Below are 22,313 nucleotides of genomic sequence, written 5' to 3'. Positions count from 1 at the left end.
GCCGTGCTAAAGCACGACTGTTTTATGATTAAAGGTTATTTAGAGTGCCTTCAGGTAATACTGAAATTACGCTGGCACGCTGAATTTTTACTTCTACACCACGGCTAAGTTCAACAACTGCATAGTCACCTTCAATTTTGGTTACTTTGCCCATTAAACCACCAGCAAAAACAACTTCACTACCCACACCTAAGCTCTCGATCAAAGAACGGTGTTCTTTAGCACGTTTTGCTTGAGGGCGCCAAATTAAGAAATAAAAGATTGCAACGAATACGACAATCATCAAGATGTTTGGCAAAATACCATTAGTTGGGCCAGCTGCCGGTGCTGCATGAGCAGCAGAAATTAAAAAGCTCATTTTGATTTCCTAAAGTTAAAAATATGAGTCAGATAACTGACATAATCCTAATTCGTTTTGCAATTTACCTTGTCTTGAGGTTGAGCGCAAATCTGGCTTATTCATCAACCGGACATGGTGGAACTTCTAAACCACGACGGGCATAAAAGTCCTGAACAAATTCATCAAATGTGCCATTGTCTAATGCATCACGCATACCTTCAGTCAAACGTTGGTAATAACGTAAGTTATGAATAGTACCGAGCATAGATGCCAACATTTCTCCACATTTTTCAAGGTGGAATAGATAAGCGCGGGTAAAGTTTTTACAAGTGTAGCAATCGCAATGTGGATCGAGTGGACTCTGGTCATGGCGATATTTGCTATTACGAATACGTACCAGACCATCAGTGACAAAATAATGACCGTTTCGAGCATTACGAGTCGGCATTACGCAGTCAAACATATCGACACCGCGGCGCACCGCTTCAACGATATCTTCTGGTTTACCAACGCCCATCAAATAACGCGGTTTGTCATGCGGCATTTTATTCGGTAGATAATCTAAAACTTTGATCATCTCTTCTTTAGGTTCACCTACAGATAAACCGCCAATTGCATAACCGTCAAAGCCGATTTCTAAAAGACCATTTAAAGACTCATCGCGTAAGTCTTCATACATGCCACCTTGAATAATGCCAAATAACGCATTGTGATTTTTGAGCTCATCATGATGATGGGTTTTACAACGTTTTGCCCAGCGTAAAGAAAGCTGCAATGATTTTTGAGCTTCTTCATGTGTTGCAGGGTAAGGCGTACACTCATCAAAAATCATAACGATGTCAGAGTTCAAGACCTGCTGAATTTCCATAGAAATTTCAGGTGATAAAAATACTTTTGAACCATCAATCGGTGAGCGGAAAGTAACACCTTCCTCTTTGATTTTGCGCATTGCGCCAAGACTAAAAACCTGGAAACCGCCAGAGTCAGTCAAAATTGGCTTATTCCATTTAATAAAGTCATGTAAACCACCGTGCTCTTTAATCACCTCAAGACCCGGACGCAAATATAAATGGAACGTATTTCCTAAAATAATTTGTGCCTGAATGTCTTCGATGTCACGAGGTAACATGCCTTTGACTGTGCCATAAGTCCCCACTGGCATAAAAACAGGTGTTTCAACAACACCATGTTCTAAAGTTAAACGACCACGACGGGCGCGCCCCGACTGACCTAATTTTTCAAACTTCATCTAAAAATCCTGAACTCGAGCAGAGGCGAAGAAACAGTTCGCTGCTAAAAAGAGGGCTATTTTCCTTGATTCTGCGACGTAGTTCTACTACTAAATGTAGCTGTTATATAAAAAGATTGGAGAAACTAAGGATAGGTTTTATGGCATAGATATTTTAATGAAGGAAATATCTAAAATTCAGGCTTATAAAGATTATAATCGACTTGGTAAAGCTAATCGATATTGCTAAATATTTGCATCCTTATTATAGAAGATGTGTATAGATGATTAACAATATCGATCAGAATTTAATTTTTAAACTTCTAACTTATCAATCAACATTGCATCGCCATAGCTAAAGAAACGATAGCGGCTTTTAACTGCATGTTGATAAGCAGTCAAAATGTTGTCTCGATTTGAAAGTGCTGATACCAACATGAGCAGGGTAGACTCTGGTAAATGGAAGTTAGTAATTAAACGGTCTACGATGCAGAACTCATAACCTGGATAGATAAAGATTTGTGTGTCGCCAGTCCAAGCTGCAATTTTACCGCCATGAGCTTGAGCTGCACTTTCTAAAGCACGTGTCGCGGTTGTACCAATGGCAATCACTTTATTACCACGTGCTTTAGTCGCCAAAATTAAATCAATGGTTTCTTGAGGAACATCACACCATTCACTGTGCATGACATGATTGGTAATGTCATCAGTACGAACAGGCATAAATGTGCCAGCACCGACGTGTAAAGTCACAAAAGATTTTTGAACATTTTTTTGCTCTAATTTTGCTAGTAACTCTTCGTCAAAGTGCAAGCTCGCAGTAGGAGCGGCAACACTGGCAATTTTTTCAGGATTATGAAAAACCGTTTGATAGCGTTCAGTATCAATTTCTTCTGCTTCACGGTTAAAGTAAGGCGGAATAGGCAACTGTCCATATTGCTCAAGTACAGGCAAGATGGGCTGTGAAAACTCAACCACAAATAAATTTTCGTGACGTCCACGCACAATCACTGGAATATTATCTGCACCGACAAAAAGCTCGGCACCTGCTTTAGGTGAGTTACTCGATTTGATATGACAATACGCTGTGGTGTGGTTCAGCATACGCTCAACCAAAATCTCAATAGCACCGCCTGTAGAGCGTTTTCCTTTAAGTCGAGCTTTCATGACCTTGGTGTCATTAAGCACCAACAAATCACCTTCTTCGAACAGATCGATAATGTCTGTGAACATGTGATCATGATATTGACCCTTTGAATCTAGGTGCAACAACCGCGAAGCACTACGTGATTCGAGAGGGTAACGGGCAATGAGTTCATCAGGTAATTCAAAGGAAAAGTCAGACAGTTGCATATTTGAGAAAAAACACCGCAAAAATTGGGCCTAGTATAAACTTTTTCGCTTTTTTATGGCTGTGCTTCTGACCTAAATCATGAAAAATGTTTAAATGATCTAAAAGTGAACGATAATATTCACTTAGGGTTTGACAAGTTTTACAAACGCGCTAATATACGCAACACAAACATACTTCCTCTCCCGAGGTGGTGAAATTGGTAGACGCGGCGGACTCAAAATCCGCTGTCAGAGATGACGTGTCGGTTCGAGTCCGACCCTCGGGACCAAATTCAGAATCGTAAGATTCTCCGAAAACCCCTAAGCTAACGGCTTAGGGGTTTTTTGTTGGATATAAAAAAGTAGATAGGGCTTAAGAAATTATGAAATGATTATTTGATCCCGAGTGTCGGGCTCGAATTTCTAGCTATAAATTTAGAGCTTATAAAAATCTTTTCATTTTTAAGCTCAAGAAGTTCTTGTTTAAACACTAAACACGTTTGTTAAAAGTCAAACTAAGCAAGAATCTAAGCTCTTATTCGAATAATATTTTTTGACCATCTTTTACGAGTATTCTGAACTCGCATTTCCAAGTTCTTTCAACTCACCACCTTCAAACATTTGTTGTATTTTTCTAAAACATACCCACTTTATGTATCTGAAAACCTTTAATTGAAACTTCACATTTCTATTTTGAAAAGAACGTTGCGCTTTTAATGTACTGTGTTAAAGTTTGTAGTAGATCATAATGATTATAAGTACATTTCTTGAGAGCGGTTCCGACCAAAAACGACATAATCTGTGAGGCGGGCAATGACATTCCAACGTTTAGAACTAAATCAGGTCGAGCAGTTAAGTGCTTGTAGGATATCCCTGTTGCTTGGATTAAATGCCGAGCAGAACTACATCGAGCAATTTTTCCGGTTTAGTCTTCGTCTTTTGAATTGTAAAAAAGCCTTATTGACTTTTAATCAGGAACCTTACTTTTGGCATCGTTGCCCTGAAGGCATGACAGCCATTTCGTTTAAGCCATCGAAGCATTTAAAACAGTGCTTCGCCAAACAACAGATCATTAATCACTTACATCCTTCATATCAAAATTTAATCAACTATTTAAAAGAATTAAATATTGAGTGCAGTAGGGCACTGGCCGTGCATCTTTTACACCCTGATAAAACCTCGATGGGTTTTGCTGTCTTTTTTGATGACGATGCGGCAACATTTGAAGATGACGATATTCAATTACTGCTCGATTATTGTTCTACTTTTATGCAACAAGTTGAGTTGAAGTTTAACTATGAAGAGTTAAATGAACTTTATGAACAACAAGTTGCGATTAATTCGAGTAAGACAAAATTTTTCTCGATTATCTCACATGACTTACGTGCACCGTTTCATGGCTTGCTTGGATTTTCTGAGGTACTCGCCAAAGAGCGAGAAACTTTAGATGAATCGAGTATTCAAAATATTGCAGATTATTTATATGACACCTCACAATCGACCTATAACTTGCTTGAAAGTTTGCTGACATGGGCGATGGCCGAGGGAGGGCGTTTTGTCTATCACCCGATTAACTTTAAACTTAGACAAGTCAGCAATATCGTTTGCGATGTACTGCATACATTAGCTTTAAAGAAAAATATTGAACTGGTTAATGGTGTTCCAGATGATTTAAACATCTACGCCGATATCAATATGATGACCTCTGTAATTCAGAACTTGGTGTCAAATGCGTTGAAATTTACCGACGTTGATGGATCAGGCAAAGTCTTTATTGAAGCTCAACAAGCGGATACAAATGTAGAAATTACTGTTCGAGACACAGGTCTGGGCATGACCGAGCAACAAATGGCAAATTTATTCCATCCACGTATTACTGCTAGCTTTAAAGGCACTGCAGGGGAAAAAGGTGCTGGCTTAGGTTTGAGTCTTTGCAAGCGTTTTGTCGAGATTAATCAGGGGCAAATTACTGTTAGCTCTAAAGAAGGGGTGGGAACGACATTTAAGGTTTTATTACCTTCAGCTCAAGAAAGTCATGAGGTGCATACCGAACATCATTCTTCATCAGAAGCAAAATTAGTCTAATCCCTTTTCCTAACACTACTCGAACTGCTATAACTAAAAACAGAGTACGAGGAAAAGAGCTTTTTATATGAATGCGGAGCAGTTACAAAAAACATTGCGTGCCAGTCAGTACGCAGAACAAGTTTTAGGTTTGCATCAAGCTGTTTTAGAACAAGATTATCAAATAGATCAATTTACTGCACCGCTCTCGACCGAACAGATTTACCAATTTGTACAGACCACGCTAGATGGGATTGGTGATGAAACGTCTTGGATGCGCGGAATGCGCATTTTACGTAGCCGTTTAATGTTCCGCTGGATTTGGCAGGATGCCAACCAACTGACCGATGTTGTCACACTCACTCGTGAACTTTCTGATTTTGCTGATGCCAGTATTTGTGCTGCAAAAGATTTTGCGCGTGTCGCACTTGTGGCGAAACACGGTGAACCTGTGAGTTACTCTGGCAAAATTCAAGATTTGATTGTGGTTGCCATGGGTAAGCTTGGTGCTCAAGAGCTTAACTTGTCGAGTGATATCGACTTAATTTTTGCCTTTGATGAGCAAGGTGAAACCGATGGTCGCAAATGTATTGATGTACAGCAGTTCTGTATTTTGTGGGGACAAAAACTCATTTATTTGCTTGAACACATTACTGCCGATGGTTTTGTATTTCGAGTTGATATGCGCTTACGTCCTTGGGGGGATGGCTCGGCATTAGCGATTAGTCATGCAGCTTTAGAAAAATATTTAAGTCAACATGGCCGTGAATGGGAACGTTATGCCTGGATTAAAGCGCGTGTTGTCACTGGAGGTAAAGAAGGACAGGATTTGTTAGAAATGACACGTCCTTTTGTGTTCCGCCGCTATGTCGATTACACCGCTTTTGCTGCCATGCGTGATATGAAAGCAATGATCGAGCGCGAAGTCTTACGTCGTCATATTGAGGATGATATTAAACTCGGGGCGGGTGGTATTCGTGAAATTGAGTTTATTGTTCAGGTCTTCCAGCTGATTTACGGCGGTTCTAAACGTGAGTTACAAGACCGTCAATGTTTAGTCAGTCTTGAGCACATTGGTGAAGCTGGCTTATTAGAAAAACAAGCTGTATTAGAGCTTGAAGATGCTTACCTATTTTTACGCCGTGTTGAACACGCGATTCAAGCTCTAAATGATCAACAAACCCAATTATTACCAGAAGAATTGGACTTAAGACAACGCATTATAGATACCTTAGGTTTTACGAGCTGGAATGAGTTTCTCGATGTTCTTAATGAAAAACGTCAAAAGGTAAAAGTTCAATTTAAGCAGCTCATTGAAGATACCAGCTCTAATGCCGCAACTGAAAATTTTGGGCAATTAGAGCAGCAATTAGATGAAGTGCTGGATGACAATGCGAAAAATCTGATTCATGAGTTTTGGCATGGCCATGCACTTAAAAAACTTCCTTCAAATGCTGTGCAGCGTTTAAAAACATTTTGGCCTCATTTAATTGAAGCGATCTTACAGTCTGAACAACCTCAAACTGCATTGTTGCGTTTAATGCCACTGATTGAATCAGTCATGCGTCGAACCGTTTATTTGGTGATGTTGATTGAAAGTAAAGGCGCATTGCAACGCTTAGTGAAAATGGCGACGGTGAGTCCGTGGATTTGTGAAGAACTGACACAGTATCCGGTACTGTTGGATGAGTTCTTATCGATGGATTTTGAGTTACCAAAACGTAAGGATTTAGAAGACTCATTACGTCAGCAGTTACTTCGTATTGAGATTGATCAGGTCGAAGACCAAATGCGAGCACTTCGCCTGTTTAAAAAGAGCAATGTACTTACTGTTGCTGCAAGTGATGTGTTAGCTGAAAGCCCTCTAATGAAGGTTTCCGATGCATTAACAGATATTGCTGAAGTTAGTGTTAATGCAACCCTACATTTGGCTTATCAAACTGTGGCGAAGCGCCATGGTTACCCAAAAGATGTTGATGGGAAACGCTGCTCACTCGACTACAAAGCTTTTGCTGTCATTGGTTATGGCAAAGTGGGTGGTATTGAGCTGGGCTATGGTTCTGACTTAGACCTTGTCTTTATTCATTACCTAGATGAACAAGCTGATACGGATGGAACCAAGTCAATTAGTGGCTTTGAGTTTGCTATGCGTGTTGCTCAAAAGTTTATGTCTTTGATGACTACGCAAACCCTTGATGGCCGTGTCTATGAGATTGATACACGCTTAAGACCTTCAGGTGAGGCTGGTTTATTGGTGACAAGTCTGAAAGCCTATGAACACTATCAGTTGAAAAGTGCATGGCTTTGGGAGCATCAGGCATTAGTACGTGCCCGCTCTATTGCAGGTGATGAGGTGCTTTGCCAGAAATTTGAAATATTTCGACGCGAGATATTGACTCAATCTAGAGATGAGGCTTATGTTCGTGAGGAAGTGTTGAAAATGCGTCAGAAAATGAAAGACCACCTAGGTTCGTCTTCTGAACAAAAAAAACATGGTATTTTTCATTTAAAACAGGACGCAGGTGGTATCGTCGATATCGAATTTATGGCACAGTATGCTGTACTTGCATGGAGCGGGACGAAACCCGATCTCGCCCATTATTCTGATAATGTAAGAATATTAGAAGATGCTGCTAAAGCAGACTGCTTATCCAGTGAAGATGCCACAGCATTAATTCGAGCCTATCTTAGTGAACGTGCCGAAAGCCACCGCTTAGCCCTTGCAAATCAATCCATGCAAGTCAGCGCAGCGGACTGGCGTAGTACCCGTGCGGTCGTTTGCAATTTATGGCAAAGATTAATAGACCCAACCGCTTCGGTTGAGTTGGATAGTGAATGATTTTATAACAATTTGGAGTGTTCCATGAATTTGGCTGATCGTGATGGTTTTATTTGGCAAGATGGAAAATTAATTGATTGGCGTGATGCAAAGATTCACGTTTTAACCCATACATTACACTACAGTATGGGCGTATTTGAGGGTGTTCGTGCTTATGAAACGCCTAAAGGTACAGCGATTTTCCGTCTTCAAGACCACACAAAACGTTTGTTAAATTCAGCAAAAATTTATCAAATGAAAGTGCCTTATGATCAAGCAACGCTTGAACAAGCACAAATCGATGTTGTTCGTGAAAATAAATTAGCTTCTTGCTATTTACGTCCACTCATCTGGATCGGTTCAGAGAAACTAGGTATTGCAGCAACAAATAACACGATTCATGCTGCTGTTGCTGCGTGGGCGTGGGGTGCATATCTTGGTGATGAAGCGATGGCGAAAGGTATTCGCGTAAAAACTTCATCATTTACTCACCATCATCCAAACGTGACGATGTGTAAAGCAAAAGCATCTGGTAACTACACATTGTCAATTCTTGCTCATCAAGAAGTTGCACATTCTGGTTACGACGAAGCAATGTTAATGGACCCACAAGGTTATGTGTGCCAAGGTTCTGGTGAAAACGTATTCTTAATTAAAGATGGCGTTTTGCACACTCCAGATATCGCTGGTGGTGCGCTTGATGGTATTACACGTCAAACTGTGATGACAATCGCTAGAGATCTTGGTTACCAAGTTGTTGAGCGCCGTATTACACGTGACGAATTTTATATCGCAGACGAAGCATTCTTCACAGGTACTGCTGCTGAAGTAACACCAATTCGTGAATACGATGACCGTCCAATCGGTTCGGGTACTCGTGGCCCAATTACCACTGAAATCCAAAAAACTTACTTTGATGCGGTTCAAGGTAGAAATCCGAAATATGAACACTGGTTAACTTACGTAAAATAAGTTAATCCGTTAACATAAAAAGGCGAACTTCGGTTTCGCCTTTTTTATTTTTTGGCTTAGGGAGCTTCTATGCATATTGTCTATGTGTCTGATGGTAAGGCAGGGCACCGCTCACAAGCATTAGGCTTGTTTCAGGCAATGCAAAGACAACAGCCAGAAACAACTTTTGAAGAGGTCCTAATTTCTGATTTACCTATTATTTCTTTAATTCAGGCACTTTTCTCTTCAAAAAAATCCTTATTTAAACAAGTGCCTGACTTTGTATTTGGCGTGGGAAGTCACACTCATTTTCGTGTTTGGTTACTCGGTAGAATTTTCAAAAAGGCCAAAACGATTATTTTAATGAAGCCAAGTTTACCTATTGGTTGCTTTGATTATGCTGTTATTCCAGAACATGACGGTATTCACGCCGATAACCATGTGATTGTCACGCGTGGTGCATTAAATCCTATCCGTAATGAAAATCGCCATCAAACCGCGAGAGTTTTAATCGCTTTAGGTGGTTCATCTAAACGACATCAATGGAACCAAAATAAAGTATTAACCAGTGTTCAAAAAATTGTTGAGAATAATCCAGACGCTGAAATTATTCTGACCACTTCACGTCGAACCCCAGCAGAGTTTGTCGATATTTTAAGGCAACAAAGTTTTGCCCAGCATTTACACATATTTCCAGTTGATCAAACACCCCAAGGCTGGATTTTCGAAGAAATGCAAAAAGCAGAAGCAGTTTGGGTGACAGAAGACAGCGTCTCTATGATTTTTGAGGCGCTTACCGCGGGTTGTCGAGTCGGGGTGATGGCAATGGACCGTTTGAAAGACGACCGGATTACGCACTCAGTTGACCAAATGTTAGAATCAAAATTAATCTCACAGCAGACTTATGTTGTACAGTTACCACAACCTTATGCTTTTAAAGAAGCAGACCGTGTGGCAACATATCTTTTAGCAAAATAATGAGTTTGAGATTGTGCTATATATACTGATTTTATTGGTTCTGCTTATCTTCGTATTAAGTTATAAGTATGCTTGGTGGAAGCCGAAAATAAGTTGGAATCAGCCTCGTATATTGATGTATCACATGGTCAGAAACCATATTGATGGTGCTAAATTTAATAAACTTCGTGTGAAACCCGCTGAATTTGAAAAGCAGATTGCCTGGATGAAATCACAAGGATTCCATTTTGTAACTATGCAAGAGTTACAAAATGGTTGGGGGAAACACCCTGCTAAAACAATAGCAATTACATTTGATGATGGTTATTTAGATAACTTACAAAATGCCTATCCAATTTTAGAAAAATATCAAGCAAAAGCAACAGTTTATGTGGTGGTTGACCGTCATGATAGAGATTGGTCAACTTATAAAAAAGAACATCACAATAGTGGTGAACTTATGCGTGAAGCTAAGTTGAATGATGCCCAAGTCAAGCAACTCGCAGACAGTGGGCTGATTGAAATTGGTTCACATACATTGACGCATGCCAATTTAAATAAACTCAGTGATGCCGATTGTTTAAGAGAATTGACTGACTCAAAGCAACAACTTGAGCAATTAATTTGCAAACCCGTGACCAGTTTTGCATATCCATTTGGGATTTATTCAGACCGCGATGTCAAACTGGTAAAACAGTCAGGGTATAGCAATGCTGTAACGACTGTAGAAGGAATTGAAGGCGAACAGCCAGACTTTTTTCAACTACAACGTATTAAAATCAGTGGTAAAGATTCATTATTTGCTGTCAAGCTCCGTTTAAAGCTTGGTAAGCGTGAGGGATAAGCATGAAAATTACTCTTGTAATGGCGAGTGATGAGGAAGGGGGACTAGAAAAGCATGTACTTGAGTTGGCTGCTGGTTTGTCACAATCACATGAAGTATCTTTAATTGCACATCAGAAATATAAAAGTCAGGTGAAAAGTGCGGTGAACTTTGTGGCTTTCGACATGAGTGGTAGCCGTTATAACCCATGGACAAAATATCGGCTTAAAAAATTAATATTGGCGACAGAGCCACAAGTGCTACATGCTCATGCTTCGAAAACAGCAAAACTTTTACAAGGTATATTGAATAGTTTGAATTTTCCATGTGTTGTAACCATGCATGGTGCAAAAAAGAATATTAAAACCTATTTGGCATTTGATCATATTATTTGTGTAAGTAAACGTCTTGCACAAATAGTAGGGCAACCACATAAAGTAAGTGTGGTTTATAATGGGATTTCCTTAAATATAACTGCTCAACCATTTGTAAAGAATAGAAAATTTATTGCAATAGGCCGTTTAAATGAAGTGAAAGGTTTTAATCTTTTATTAGCCGCTTGGCAGAACATTCCTTGTGAATTAACTATTATTGGTGATGGTGAAGAACGGGACAGACTGGAAAAATTGATTAAAGAATATCAGTTAGCTGATCGTGTTAAGCTATATGGTTATAGTAATAATATTCATCCATTGATTGCGGAACATGAAGCCTTAATTGTTTCATCTTTACGTGAAGGCGGTCCTTATACACTTGCTGAGACCTTGTTGCTTGAGCGACCAGTTATTGGTACAAATGTCGGGATGATGTCTGAATTTATTCCCACAGAATTTTTATGTGAACCTAATAATATATTGGCTTTACAGCAGCTCATCCAAAATTATTTAAAAATATCTGATCCAGAGAGTAGTTTTAAAACTGCTTATGTACTAGCACAAGAACAACTTACTTTCACGAAAATGATTGATCATACAGTACAAGTATATCAGTCACTGTTTTCAGTATAGGATTATGTATTGATGACACAACAAAAGGATTTTATTCTTGCATTGACAGATGGTAAACCTGGTCACGAAACTCAAACTCAGGGAATGGTTCAGCTATTGAATCAACAGAAAAACTATCAAGTGGAATGGATTCAACTAAATTTACCTAAGAAATGGTTATACCGTGTTCTTAAGTTTCTGTCCAATTTTTCAATAAATACTCATTGGTTATGCTATTTCCTTGATATGAAAACTATCAAGTCGTTAGAACAGAAACAAGTTGCATATATTGTATCAGCGGGGGGAAATACCTTGCTCGCCAATTTGTTGTTAAAACAACATTTACGCAATAATCAAGCCATTAAAAATTTAGTAGCGAGTTCATTACGAGGAATTCGTGCTGATTTATTCGATGTGGTATTTACCATTCATGATCAACAAGCTACATTGCCACATTACTTTTACTACCCAGTTGCACCTAATAAAATGTGTGCTTTGCCTTTGACACGTGATCAGGCACGTGAGCATTTAGGAATTCACAGTGCTGAATTAGTGATAGCAGTTCTAATTGGTGCGAATACCAAAACAGTCAAAATCGGTGATGCTGTACAATGGGCAACTGTTTTACAACAGATTCGGTTGCAATATCCAACAGCGAGATTATTAGTTACGACATCGCGTAGAACGTCAGTTAATTTCGAAAAAGAGTTACAAGAGCTTACTGAACAGTACGATATTTTTCAGGCAAATGACTTGCTAACATGGGTTGCACAAGGGCAAAGTTGTGATATTAAAGACTACATTAAAGCAGCTGATTGGATTTTAGCGAGCCCAGACTCAACCTCGATGGTTGCAGAGGTTATTATGTCCGGAAGCAAATTGCTAGTACTTTATGATGAAGTTGCAGTACAAGATGTGGCTATCAAACAACAATTAAACTCCTTAGCTCAACAGCGGTGGTTATATTTATTAAATTTTTTAGATGCTCATCAAATTGTTGAGGCTGTCCAAAAATTAAAAGTACAAGACCATACGGGAGAGATGACTCGAAAATTGAATAATATTTTGGGAAAATAAACTAAATATTTAGATTTTATTTTTTAATAATCGCCAACTTGATCATTCAATATATCAAATTCTAGATAAATTTAAAAAATAAAAAGAGCAGGAATCTCCTCTTTTTTATTTTGTTTGCTTTAATAATGCTTTATAAGGAGCAACGAAGCAAATTGATAAAATAAGTTGTATAAGTAGTTTTAGAATATAAATAGGTACAATGTAGAAAGGTAAAGTCTCCAGCGCTGTTATACAGGTTGGCATAATCCGATTATAATAACGACGACGAATAGCTAAAGAAGCATTTTTTCTTAATTCTTTTGATAGACATCTTTGGTTAATTTGATAAGCCTTATTCGCTTCTGGATGTTGATGGGAATAGGCTTTTAAAAACTGTGACATGCTTTGGCGGAACAAAATGACTTGACGTCTAACTTCAAAATGATCTTTTTTCTTTTTTGCCTGCGCAATAACGCTTGTATTATGATAACGAAAATAGTTTAAACATTCATGAGTAAAAAAAATATCGCCTTGTGTTACGATCTTTGCCCAAATTTCCCAATCGCCAATGAAGCGTAAGCTCGGGTTAGCCCCTCCCACATCAAAGTAAGTTTGTTTTTTGAAAATAACCCCACTCGCATTAGGAATAGTATTTTGAGTATTTAAAAATTTTTCTATATATTCAAGCCCTTTCATTTCAAAGTTGTTTTCGAAAAGTTTTGGGTCTACTTGATCTGTAAAATCTTTCCAAGAACCAGTTATTTCTCCTTTAGCGTTCATTCGATATGATTGGCTATACGCCAGTACTAAATTGTGGTTTTTCTCAAACTGTGGTACTAATTTCTCTAAAAAACGAGGATCTGCTATATCATCGGATTCAGCAATCCAGATCAGCTCTCCTTTCGCTAAATGCATCCCTTTGTTCCATTGGTAGAAGGTGGAGCCTGAATTTTTTTCATTGATAATGCAATGAGAAACTTTAGGATGTTTTCGGTATTTTTCTAAAATTTTAGCGCTATGATCTGGTGACAAATCATCTAAAAGGATTAATTCAAATTGTGAATAGCTTTGATTAAGAATACTATTAATTCTTTCTTCTAAATATTGAGCATGATTATAACTTGGGACAATGATACTAACAAACACTGAGTAGAACCTATAACATGAATACTGGTAACGATACTCTTAAAGCAATAGGTCAACAATCGTATCTATCCTATTTTTATAGGTATGATCTCGTTGAACCTTGTCCATTGCTAGTAAGGGATTAATAGAATTTTCTTTGAGTTTGCTTTGCAGTTCGGAAGGGTCTGAAAAAGTTATAATTTCATTTTCTATGCTGAATGCAAATTCAAGATCTTTTACATATTCACTGACTAAAATGCAACCGCAAGCAGGTGCTTCAAAACAACGCATATTCATGCCTTGTCGTATATTTACTTTATTAATGAGGTTAAGAACATACTTATGTTTACGGTAAAGTTCAGCGACATTGGGTAGACTAATATTATGTGGATGAATAATACTGTCATTTTTTACAAGATTATTCCAGCCTTTACCATAAATAGTAATTGGGAGCGGAATTCGTTCAATTAGTTCTTGTCTGTCAGGAGACCAAGCTCCTACAAATAAAAGTCTGTCATTTTTTTGTTCATCCTTCGGAAAAAAGATTTCAGGATTGTAAGCTAATGGAAGGTAGATTGAATGATCTAATCCTATATCTTTAGCATCTTTAATAAAACTGAAGTCGGTAAAGCAGTATAAGTCAATAATTTCTTTTGTTTTTTTTAGCCTTGAATCAAAAAAATCTCCGATCCAATGAGCTTTTTTGCATGGAAAGTCAGCTAAAACTTCTAGTAGATAATCATTAAAATAAAAGAGATCGGCAATCAATATTAGATCGGGCTGAAATGTTTGTAACTTTTTCTTTAGTAAATTAGCTGTATATATATCTTTATTTGGTAAAATTTTCTTAAGAAATCGTTCACAGGTATTATTGTGATTTAAAGCAAAGCCTTGAATCACATAATTAGGGTGTCGGTGAGAAGTGGCAAGAATATTTTCGAACCATTGCAATATACCCCCACGTTTACCAAGAATGAGTAATTTCTTTTGCATTACTCTTTGTCCGCATTTCCTTTTAAAACCATATAAATCAATGCAACAAAAATGAGCAATGCACCAACCAAGCTACTTACACAGAAAAATAAAATACGTTGATTTGTAGTCATGTTAAATAATTCATTTGCAAGAATATAGCGCATGAAAAACCATTGTGCGAGGGAGAATACAATCACGACTAAAGCATGTCGACGTACATCAGGGCGCATAGCCATAAAGCTGACCTCTTAATTAAAAGCAGCCTATTATGCCACTGACGTGCTTTTTCGCAAAGTATAGCTTATGAAAATTGAATGTTTGTTTAATACTGTCTAATAAGAAACCCTGCATAAGCAGGGTTTCTTATTGAGAAAATCTAAAAATTATTTAGATTCTTCAGTTTTTGGCTTTTCACGTAGGCGGATACCCAAGTCACGAAGCTGGTTTGCTTCAACAGGAGCAGGTGCTTGAGTAAGTGGACATTCAGCAGTCTTAGTTTTCGGGAACGCAATAACGTCACGAATTGAAGTCGCGCCAGTCATAAGCATAACTAAACGGTCTAGACCAAATGCCAAACCACCGTGAGGAGGAGCACCATAACGAAGCGCGTTAAGTAAGAAGCTGAATTTCTCTTCTGCTTCTTCATCAGAAATACCAAGCGCTTCAAAAATCGCTTTTTGCATTTCTAATGTGTAAATACGAAGTGAACCACCGCCAACTTCAGTACCATTCAATACCATGTCGTAAGCAACAGAAAGTGCTTCACCTGGATTGCTCTTCACGTCTTCTACGCTAGATTTAGGTAGTGTGAATGGGTGGTGAACAGAAGTCCATTTACCATCGTCAGTTTCTTCAAACATTGGGAAGTCAACAACCCAAAGTGGAGCCCATTCACAAGTTGAAAGATTCAAATCGTGACCAATCTTGACACGAAGCGCACCCATTGCGTCATTTACAACTTTAGCTTTATCAGCACCGAAGAATACGATATCGCCATCTTGTGCGCCAACACGTTCCAACAGTTCAAGTACAATCGGTTCAATGAATTTCACGATTGGAGATTGAAGACCTTCAATTCCTTTAGCGAGTTCATTAACTTTAATGTACGCTAAACCTTTAGCACCATAGATGCCAACGAATTTGGTGTATTCATCGATTGCACTACGTGGCAATGAAGCTGCACCAGGAACACGTAAAGCAACAATACGACCTTTAGGATCTTTTGCAGGGCCAGCAAATACTTTGAACTCTACTTCTTGCATTAAGTCTGCAACGTCAACGAGTTTCAACGGAATACGCAAATCTGGTTTGTCAGATGCATAGTCACGCATTGCTTCGCTATATGGCATACGGCGGAATTTTTCAAATTTTACGCCAAGCAAGTCGTTAAATAATTTAACAGTCATGCCTTCCATCAAATCCATGATTTCATCGTCGTTTAAGAACGATGTTTCAATGTCGATTTGAGTGAATTCTGGCTGACGGTCAGCACGTAAGTCTTCATCACGGAAACATTTCGCGATTTGGTAGTAACGATCAATACCACCCACCATCAATAATTGTTTAAACAATTGCGGTGATTGTGGAAGTGCGTAGAAGCTACCATTTTGTACACGACTTGGTACTAAATAGTCACGCGCGCCTTCAGGAGTTGCACGAGTTAAAATCGGAGTTTCAACGTCTAAGAAACCGTGATCGTCTAAATAATTACGGATCAAGTTAGTTACTTTAGAACGGAAACGTAAGCGATCTAACATTTCTGGACGACGGATGTCCAAGAAACGATATTTTAAACGGTGTTCTTCTGACACGTTAATTGTGTCATCATTTAACGGGAATGGCGGAGTTTCAGAAGCAGCAAGAACTTCGATTTCTTTGCCTAAAACTTCGATTTGACCACTCACCATATTTTGGTTTTCAGTACCTTCATAACGGCGACGAACACGACCTGTAATTTTTAATACATATTCAGAACGTGCTTTATCTGCTGTTGCAAATGCTTCTGGAGTATCTGGGTCAATAACCACTTGAACGAGACCATCACGGTCACGCATATCAAGGAAAATAACACCGCCATGGTCACGGCGACGATGTACCCAACCGCATAGTGTAACGGTCTGGTCGATTTGGGCTTCAGTTAAAGAGCCACAGTAATGAGTTCGCATCATGATGAAGATTATCCAAACTATATTGGCTGAAAGGACGGATGCGTAAACCGCGCACCGTCAAAAAAGTAAGTTTTCGATTATGCCTTGTTGGATGGTTTGCCACAAGAACTAGATCAAAAAACCGCAGAAATTAAGCTGAAAATGAGCAATTTGGCAGCAACTTTAAGTATTCACCCCATTCTTTTTTGCCGATCTAAAACCAAGAATAGTAAGCATCCTAAGCTAAAGGTACTTAGCCAGCCTTGCATAAATTCATTAATAGAACGACCAGTGAAATAATAGGTATCGACATGCCAAACTTCATGAGGAATGTAGCGGGCATAATCCCAAAAAGAGAATAAACCTAACACTGTAGATAGAATTAACAGACACCATGCGAAAATTTTAATTTTATAGTTTACTTTCCAGTGTTGTTTATAGCGCTGATAATAATGAACACACATCCAAGCAATAAAAGGTAGCGCAAGAGCAGAGGAGCCTAGCTGTAAAAGACGATGTAAGGGATAAGGGTGTCCCAAAAGATGAACTGTGGTCGCTAATACATCTTTAAATATAAAAGTCCGAAAGTCTGAGTGTGTTAGGCCATCCCAAATTAAATGAGTGGCAATCCCTAAAATAAGCGCGAGTAATGTTCCAATCAAAAATAAAAACATACGTTTTAAAGAGTGGAGGTCAAGATCATGTTGAATGCCCAAAAAACGATAAATTACAGGCCGGTAAAGTAAATACCAAATAGCACAGAATAATAATCCTAATGCAAGATTTGGGTAGAAAAGTCCTTTCCATTGATGTGTCAACATCCCTGACTGCATTGTAAATAAGCGGTAAAGATCGGGTGTCATACTTCCAATTGCTAGAGCTGCAACTGGTAAAGTGTTTCGGCTAAGCTTTGAAAGAGGAGGAGCTATAACGGCATGAGAGATTGTAAAAGGCATTATAAAACAGAGATTACTCACATCATTTAATTGCCCAGTCTAACGAATCAGCCGATTGGAAATGTTTTTTATTGCAAAAAGACTGAAATGTTATAATATAACAAAACAAAAAGGCGTAGCGATCAGAGAATCACCTCATGTTGTTCTATAAAAATATTTTGACCTTATCCATTTTAGCTGTCATATCCGTACCTTCGTTTGCAGCAGAAAGTGAAAATGTTGAAAAGCTAGAAACCATTCGAATTAAGGCTCATCCACTTGAGCAAACGTCACAAGATTTTGCTGTTGCAGATACTGTGGTTGATCAAAAGCATCTGTCGCAAGGCGCTGCTACCATTGGGGATGCACTCAGTAGTGAAGTGGGAATTTACGCGAATCAGTTTGGGGCTGGTTCGAGCCGTCCAGTCATCCGTGGACAAGATGGACCACGTGTTAAAGTTCTTCAAAATTCATCAGAAAATATTGATGTATCGACGTTGTCTCCTGACCACGCCGTCACTGTAGATCCTGTGCTTGCGAAACAAGTCGAAGTAATTCGCGGCCCTTCAACTTTATTGTTTGGTGCGGGGACTGTCGGTGGTTTAGTTAACGTCATTGATAACAAGATCCCTACGCAAATGCCTGAAAATGGTTATGAAGGACAAGTTGGCTTACGTTACAACACTGGAAGTGATGAAAAACTAGCGAGTGCTGGCGTAACTGTTGGCTTGGGCAGCCAAGTTGCTTTACGTGTTGAGGGGTTAACTCGTGATGCGAATAATTATATTGCGCCCAATTATATTCATGAAGGTGAAAAAGAGCGCCGTGTAGACAATACCTTTGCGCAGGGTGATTCAGTTAACGTTGGTTTGTCTTGGATTTATGACCGTGGTTATACGGGTATTTCTTATAGCAACCGTCGGGATCAATATGGCTTACCGGGGCATAGCCATGAATATGAAAGTTGTAGCGCTCATCTAGGTGGAAGACCGCATTTGCATTGTGGAGACCATGAACATGAAGAGGGTGAAGAAGCTCACGATCATGAACATGAAGAACATGAGCACGAACACGGCGGCCCATGGATTGACTTAAAATCTGAGCGTTATGATTTTAAAACTGAGTTAAATGATCCATTTGCAGGCTTCCAAAAGTTACGTGCGCAAGCAAGCTATACTGACTATCAGCATGATGAAATTGAAGAGGGCGCAATTGCAACCCGATTCCAAAACAAAGGCTATGATGGACGCATTGAGTTAGTACATAACCCGATTGCAAGTTGGGAAGGGGTAATTGGCGCACAGTTAGGTCAACAGAAATTAGATTTAACTGGTGAAGAAGCATTTATGGCCCCGACCACTACCAAAAAGTGGAGCGTATTTGCTTTAGAACATAAACAATGGAAAGACGTACATTTTGAGCTTTCTGCCCGTGCAGATCAGCAAGAAATTGATGTAGACGATAATTCTAAACAGGATTTTGATGGCTCGGCATTTTCTTACGCAGGTGCTGCAAATTGGGAGTTTGCACCGAACTATAAACTTTCTTTTGTCGCTTCACATCAGGAACGTTTACCTTTAGCTCAAGAGTTATATGCAAATGGTGGGCACTTTGCGACAAATACTTATGAGTTAGGAAATGATCAACTCAGTAAGGAAAAATCGAATAATGTTGAGTTAGGTTTGCATTTTGATAATAACAAACTTGATTACCATCTTCATGTTTACCATAACTGGTTTGATGACTACACCTATGCGCAAACCCTTGACCGTTATAAAGACTTCCGTTTAGTTCAATATACTCAAGATAAAGCTCGTTTCTATGGTGCAGAGGGTGAAATTGGTTATCAAATTACCCCAATGTACAAGATCAGTGCTTTCGGTGACTATGTACGCGGTAAAATTGATGCAGAGGGTAACGCTCCACGTATTCCAGCGGGACGTTTAGGTACTAAAGTTGATGCAGACTTTGGCGATGGTTTTAGTGGTTCTGCCGAGTACTATCATGTCTTTAACCAAGATAAGATCGCAGCTTACGAGACCGAAACAGAAGGCTATAACATGCTTAATCTTGGCGTGGCATACTCTGGACAATATGGTGCAAAAACAGATTATCGTGTTTATATGAAAGCAAATAACTTGTTAGATGACACGGTTTATCAACATGCTTCATTCTTATCAAATATTCCACAAGTTGGACGTAATTTTACTGTAGGTGTTGATTTTAGTTTCTAAGGTTTTAACACGAAACTAAACTTGAAAAATCAATCCAAAAGACCTAATTTGAAAGCATCAAGTTAGGTCTTTTTTATGCGTATTTTTCAACGAATTCATCAAAAAATAAATTGGTCAGGGCGTCGTTATATGGCGGTATTACTTTGCGTTGTTGCTATTGCATATCTTGCATCAGCGATTTACCACACAGTAAAACCATTACCACAAGGGATTAACTTTAGTGGCAAGCTTAGACATGCCGATGTCAAATTTTTAGCAGACAAAACTTATCTTGATGCAAAAGGACAACAGCAGGTTGACCAGCATATTTTTGATGAAATTTTGAAAATGATTGATGAGGCAAAAACCACGATTGTGGTGGATATGTTCTTGTTTAATTCAGAAGTGGGTGACTCAAAACTCAAGCAAAGACCATTAATGCAAGAGCTAACCGATGCATTAGTAAGTAAGAAAAGACAGAACCGCCAAATTCAGATCGTTATGATTACCGACCCGATTAACTCGGTTTATGGTGGTATCAGCCCTGAACACTACCGTCAGTTACGTCAGGCAGGTGTTGATGTGATTGAAACGAATTTAGCCCCTTTACGAGCTTCTAACCCATTCTGGTCAGGCTTCTGGTACATCTGCTGTCAAAATATTGGTAATAACCCTGAAAAGGGCTGGTTACCGAATCCATTCGGTGATGAAAAAATTACACTGCGCAGCTATCTAAACTTATTTAATTTTAAGGCCAATCACCGTAAGACTGTTGTGGTCGATACCGATGCTGGTTGGAAGTCATTGGTGACCTCAGCAAATCCACACGATGGTAGTTCTAGACACTCTAATGTCGCGTTGGTTGTAACAGGGGCAACAGCTGCTGATGTTCTCCAAACTGAAGCTGCCGTTGCACAAATGTCAGGCAGTAGCTCTCCATCGCTCATTTTAGGTGACTTTGAAAAAGACGTTAGCAAGCCTCAAGTGCAGGTGTTAACTGAAGGCGCAATCTATGAAGCTGTATTAAAATTAATTAATACGGCTAAACCTAAAGAACATCTTGATTTAAGTATGTTCTATTTGTCTGAACGTAAGATTATTAAAGCTCTAAAAAGTGCTCAAGAACGAGGTGTTATTGTTCGTGTTTTACTTGATCCAAATAAAGATGCATTTGGTCGACAAAAGAATGGTATTCCAAACCGTCAGGTGGCTTCAGAGTTGCATGCTGTCGGTATTCCAATCCGTTGGTGTGATACTCATGGCGAGCAGAACCATAGCAAAATGATCTTGAAATATAACGCCCAACACGCTGAGTTGATTGTAGGATCCGCCAACTTTACGGCCCGTAATTTAAAAAATTACAACCTTGAAACGGATATGTTGGTCATTGGCAAAGTTCAAGATCAAGTTTTTAAAGATGCGCAAGATTACTTCAATACCTCGTGGTCAAACCTAAAAGATAGACAGATGAGCGTGGATTACGCGAAGTATGCAGATGAGTCTAAAGTGAAGTATTGGATTTATCGTTTTATGGAATGGTCAGGATTATCGACTTTCTAATTCTATTTTTTTATATAAACGTTGAGGCTATATGTTCACGACGGAGTCTTACTTAGTCTCACCCTAAAACTAGAGCTCATTCGTTACTTTGGTTTTGCCCAAAGTAACCAAAGGCATTTGTCATCCACAAAACCTGTTCAATATCTTCATTTAACCGATTTTATTGCAAATACAATATATTCATAAATTTTGGGTAGGTTGTGGATGACATTTAGCACAAGCGAATATTGGAAAATATTAATTTCTATATCACTTAGCCTACCCATCATTGAAATAATTTAAGGCGCTGGCGGAATCAACTGATCCAACGCTTTATCATCAAGTTTTTCGATTTCACTCAAATCCGTCTTAATTTTCCACTGTGACTCATCATCTACAGGATTCGGCAAACGCGCTTCAAGCCAATCACAGACCACATCGGGAGAAAATTCAGGATGGTTACATTGAATAATCCATGATAAAAAGTCTTTGGCTTCACCATTCATGTAAGGTGGCGGTGAAACAGGGAAGAATAATGTTGGTAGGCGTTCATTCGTCGATAGATAATTTAAAACATGACCTAGTTCTTGAACTGTTTGCCATGCAAGTGCATGCTCTACGTCAATACTGAACTTAAACCACCAAGCATGTTCGCCATCTGCTCCATGAGCCATAATACGGGCTTCTTGTACACTTGGAACTTTGCAAAAAAATTGATGAAGACGCTCAAAACTGATTTCAGACACAGCAATTGACCTAGTTTGAAAAATGCTAATGGTAGCACAGATACAGATTCTTCATATTTTCTTTATAGTCATTACAAA

18 protein-coding genes and 1 tRNA gene are annotated in these 22,313 nt (G+C 38.9%); 10 read left to right on the top strand and 9 right to left on the bottom strand.

Features of this window, described 5'->3' with window-relative positions; translation table 11 throughout:
- Positions 1-28 precede the first annotated feature (28 nt).
- The 3 genes from yajC to queA all read right to left on the bottom strand — a co-directional run bounded on the left by yajC (position 29) and on the right by queA (position 2,921).
- Positions 29-358: a preprotein translocase subunit YajC gene (yajC, locus tag WBW42_RS04415; protein WP_002116168.1), complete on the bottom strand. Its 330-nt coding sequence runs from the start codon at positions 356-358 to the stop codon at positions 29-31.
- A 97-nt stretch (positions 359-455) separates the two neighbouring features.
- A complete protein-coding gene (gene tgt, locus WBW42_RS04410; protein WP_002116306.1) occupies positions 456-1,589 on the bottom strand; it encodes a tRNA guanosine(34) transglycosylase Tgt in 1,134 nt (377 codons plus the stop codon).
- Between the two features lie 294 nt (positions 1,590-1,883).
- Positions 1,884-2,921: a tRNA preQ1(34) S-adenosylmethionine ribosyltransferase-isomerase QueA gene (gene queA / locus WBW42_RS04405; RefSeq protein WP_032056723.1), complete on the bottom strand. Its 1,038-nt coding sequence runs from the start codon at positions 2,919-2,921 to the stop codon at positions 1,884-1,886.
- A 182-nt stretch (positions 2,922-3,103) separates the two neighbouring features.
- On the opposite strand from queA, the gene WBW42_RS04400 reads away from it, so the two are divergent.
- The 8 genes from WBW42_RS04400 (at position 3,104) to WBW42_RS04365 (ending at position 12,576) form a co-directional block, all read left to right on the top strand.
- A tRNA-Leu gene (locus WBW42_RS04400) sits at positions 3,104-3,190 on the top strand.
- A 523-nt stretch (positions 3,191-3,713) separates the two neighbouring features.
- Positions 3,714-4,985: a sensor histidine kinase gene (locus tag WBW42_RS04395; protein ID WP_032056720.1), complete on the top strand. Its 1,272-nt coding sequence runs from the start codon at positions 3,714-3,716 to the stop codon at positions 4,983-4,985.
- Between the two features lie 67 nt (positions 4,986-5,052).
- Entirely contained in the window at positions 5,053-7,803 is a 2,751-nt protein-coding gene (gene glnE, locus WBW42_RS04390; RefSeq protein ID WP_032056719.1) for a bifunctional [glutamate--ammonia ligase]-adenylyl-L-tyrosine phosphorylase/[glutamate--ammonia-ligase] adenylyltransferase, read from the top strand.
- A gap of 24 nt (positions 7,804-7,827) precedes the next feature.
- Positions 7,828-8,754, top strand: a complete 927-nt coding sequence (locus tag WBW42_RS04385; protein WP_004705670.1) for a branched-chain amino acid transaminase — start codon at positions 7,828-7,830, stop codon at positions 8,752-8,754.
- 69 nt (positions 8,755-8,823) lie between these two features.
- A complete protein-coding gene (locus tag WBW42_RS04380) occupies positions 8,824-9,711 on the top strand; it encodes a mitochondrial fission ELM1 family protein (RefSeq protein ID WP_032056718.1) in 888 nt (295 codons plus the stop codon).
- 13 nt (positions 9,712-9,724) lie between these two features.
- Positions 9,725-10,534, top strand: coding sequence for a polysaccharide deacetylase family protein (locus WBW42_RS04375; RefSeq protein ID WP_032056717.1), 810 nt, complete (start codon positions 9,725-9,727; stop codon positions 10,532-10,534).
- 2 nt (positions 10,535-10,536) lie between these two features.
- Positions 10,537-11,520 carry a glycosyltransferase gene (locus WBW42_RS04370; RefSeq protein WP_002116302.1) on the top strand — a complete coding sequence of 328 codons (984 nt, stop codon included), beginning with the start codon at positions 10,537-10,539 and terminating at the stop codon, positions 11,518-11,520.
- A gap of 12 nt (positions 11,521-11,532) precedes the next feature.
- Positions 11,533-12,576, top strand: coding sequence for an ELM1/GtrOC1 family putative glycosyltransferase (locus WBW42_RS04365; RefSeq protein WP_005064198.1), 1,044 nt, complete (start codon positions 11,533-11,535; stop codon positions 12,574-12,576).
- A gap of 105 nt (positions 12,577-12,681) precedes the next feature.
- Here WBW42_RS04365 and WBW42_RS04360 read toward each other — a convergent pair whose 3' ends face one another.
- The 5 genes from WBW42_RS04360 to WBW42_RS04340 form a co-directional block, all read right to left on the bottom strand.
- On the bottom strand, positions 12,682-13,701 hold the full coding sequence (locus WBW42_RS04360) for a glycosyltransferase (protein WP_017482205.1): 1,020 nt from the start codon (positions 13,699-13,701) through the stop codon (positions 12,682-12,684).
- A 39-nt stretch (positions 13,702-13,740) separates the two neighbouring features.
- Positions 13,741-14,673: a CgeB family protein gene (locus WBW42_RS04355; RefSeq protein ID WP_002116205.1), complete on the bottom strand. Its 933-nt coding sequence runs from the start codon at positions 14,671-14,673 to the stop codon at positions 13,741-13,743.
- Positions 14,673-14,891, bottom strand: a complete 219-nt coding sequence (locus tag WBW42_RS04350) for a hypothetical protein (RefSeq protein WP_002116556.1) — start codon at positions 14,889-14,891, stop codon at positions 14,673-14,675. Before WBW42_RS04350 ends, WBW42_RS04355 begins: the two co-directional genes overlap by 1 nt.
- A gap of 147 nt (positions 14,892-15,038) precedes the next feature.
- A complete protein-coding gene (gene aspS, locus WBW42_RS04345; RefSeq protein ID WP_002116046.1) occupies positions 15,039-16,823 on the bottom strand; it encodes an aspartate--tRNA ligase in 1,785 nt (594 codons plus the stop codon).
- A gap of 170 nt (positions 16,824-16,993) precedes the next feature.
- Complete coding sequence (locus tag WBW42_RS04340) at positions 16,994-17,758, bottom strand: DUF4184 family protein (RefSeq protein ID WP_032056716.1); 765 nt, start codon at positions 17,756-17,758, stop codon at positions 16,994-16,996.
- Between the two features lie 137 nt (positions 17,759-17,895).
- On the opposite strand from WBW42_RS04340, the gene znuD reads away from it, so the two are divergent.
- Positions 17,896-19,971, top strand: a complete 2,076-nt coding sequence (gene znuD / locus WBW42_RS04335) for a zinc piracy TonB-dependent receptor ZnuD (RefSeq protein ID WP_032070557.1) — start codon at positions 17,896-17,898, stop codon at positions 19,969-19,971.
- A 75-nt stretch (positions 19,972-20,046) separates the two neighbouring features.
- Entirely contained in the window at positions 20,047-21,510 is a 1,464-nt protein-coding gene (locus WBW42_RS04330; RefSeq protein ID WP_005804716.1) for a phospholipase D family protein, read from the top strand.
- Positions 21,511-21,788: 278 nt separating this feature from the next.
- Here the strand turns inward: WBW42_RS04330 and WBW42_RS04325 are convergent, their stop codons facing one another.
- The gene (locus tag WBW42_RS04325; protein WP_002116392.1) at positions 21,789-22,235 is read right to left on the bottom strand and encodes a hypothetical protein; all 447 of its coding nucleotides are present in this window, start codon (positions 22,233-22,235) and stop codon (positions 21,789-21,791) included.
- Positions 22,236-22,313: the final 78 nt, after the last annotated feature.

The sequence above is a fragment of the Acinetobacter sp. LT1 genome (genome assembly GCF_059800965.1).
Note: the sequence above shows the minus strand (reverse complement) of the source record. Positions and strands in the feature narration are given on the sequence as shown.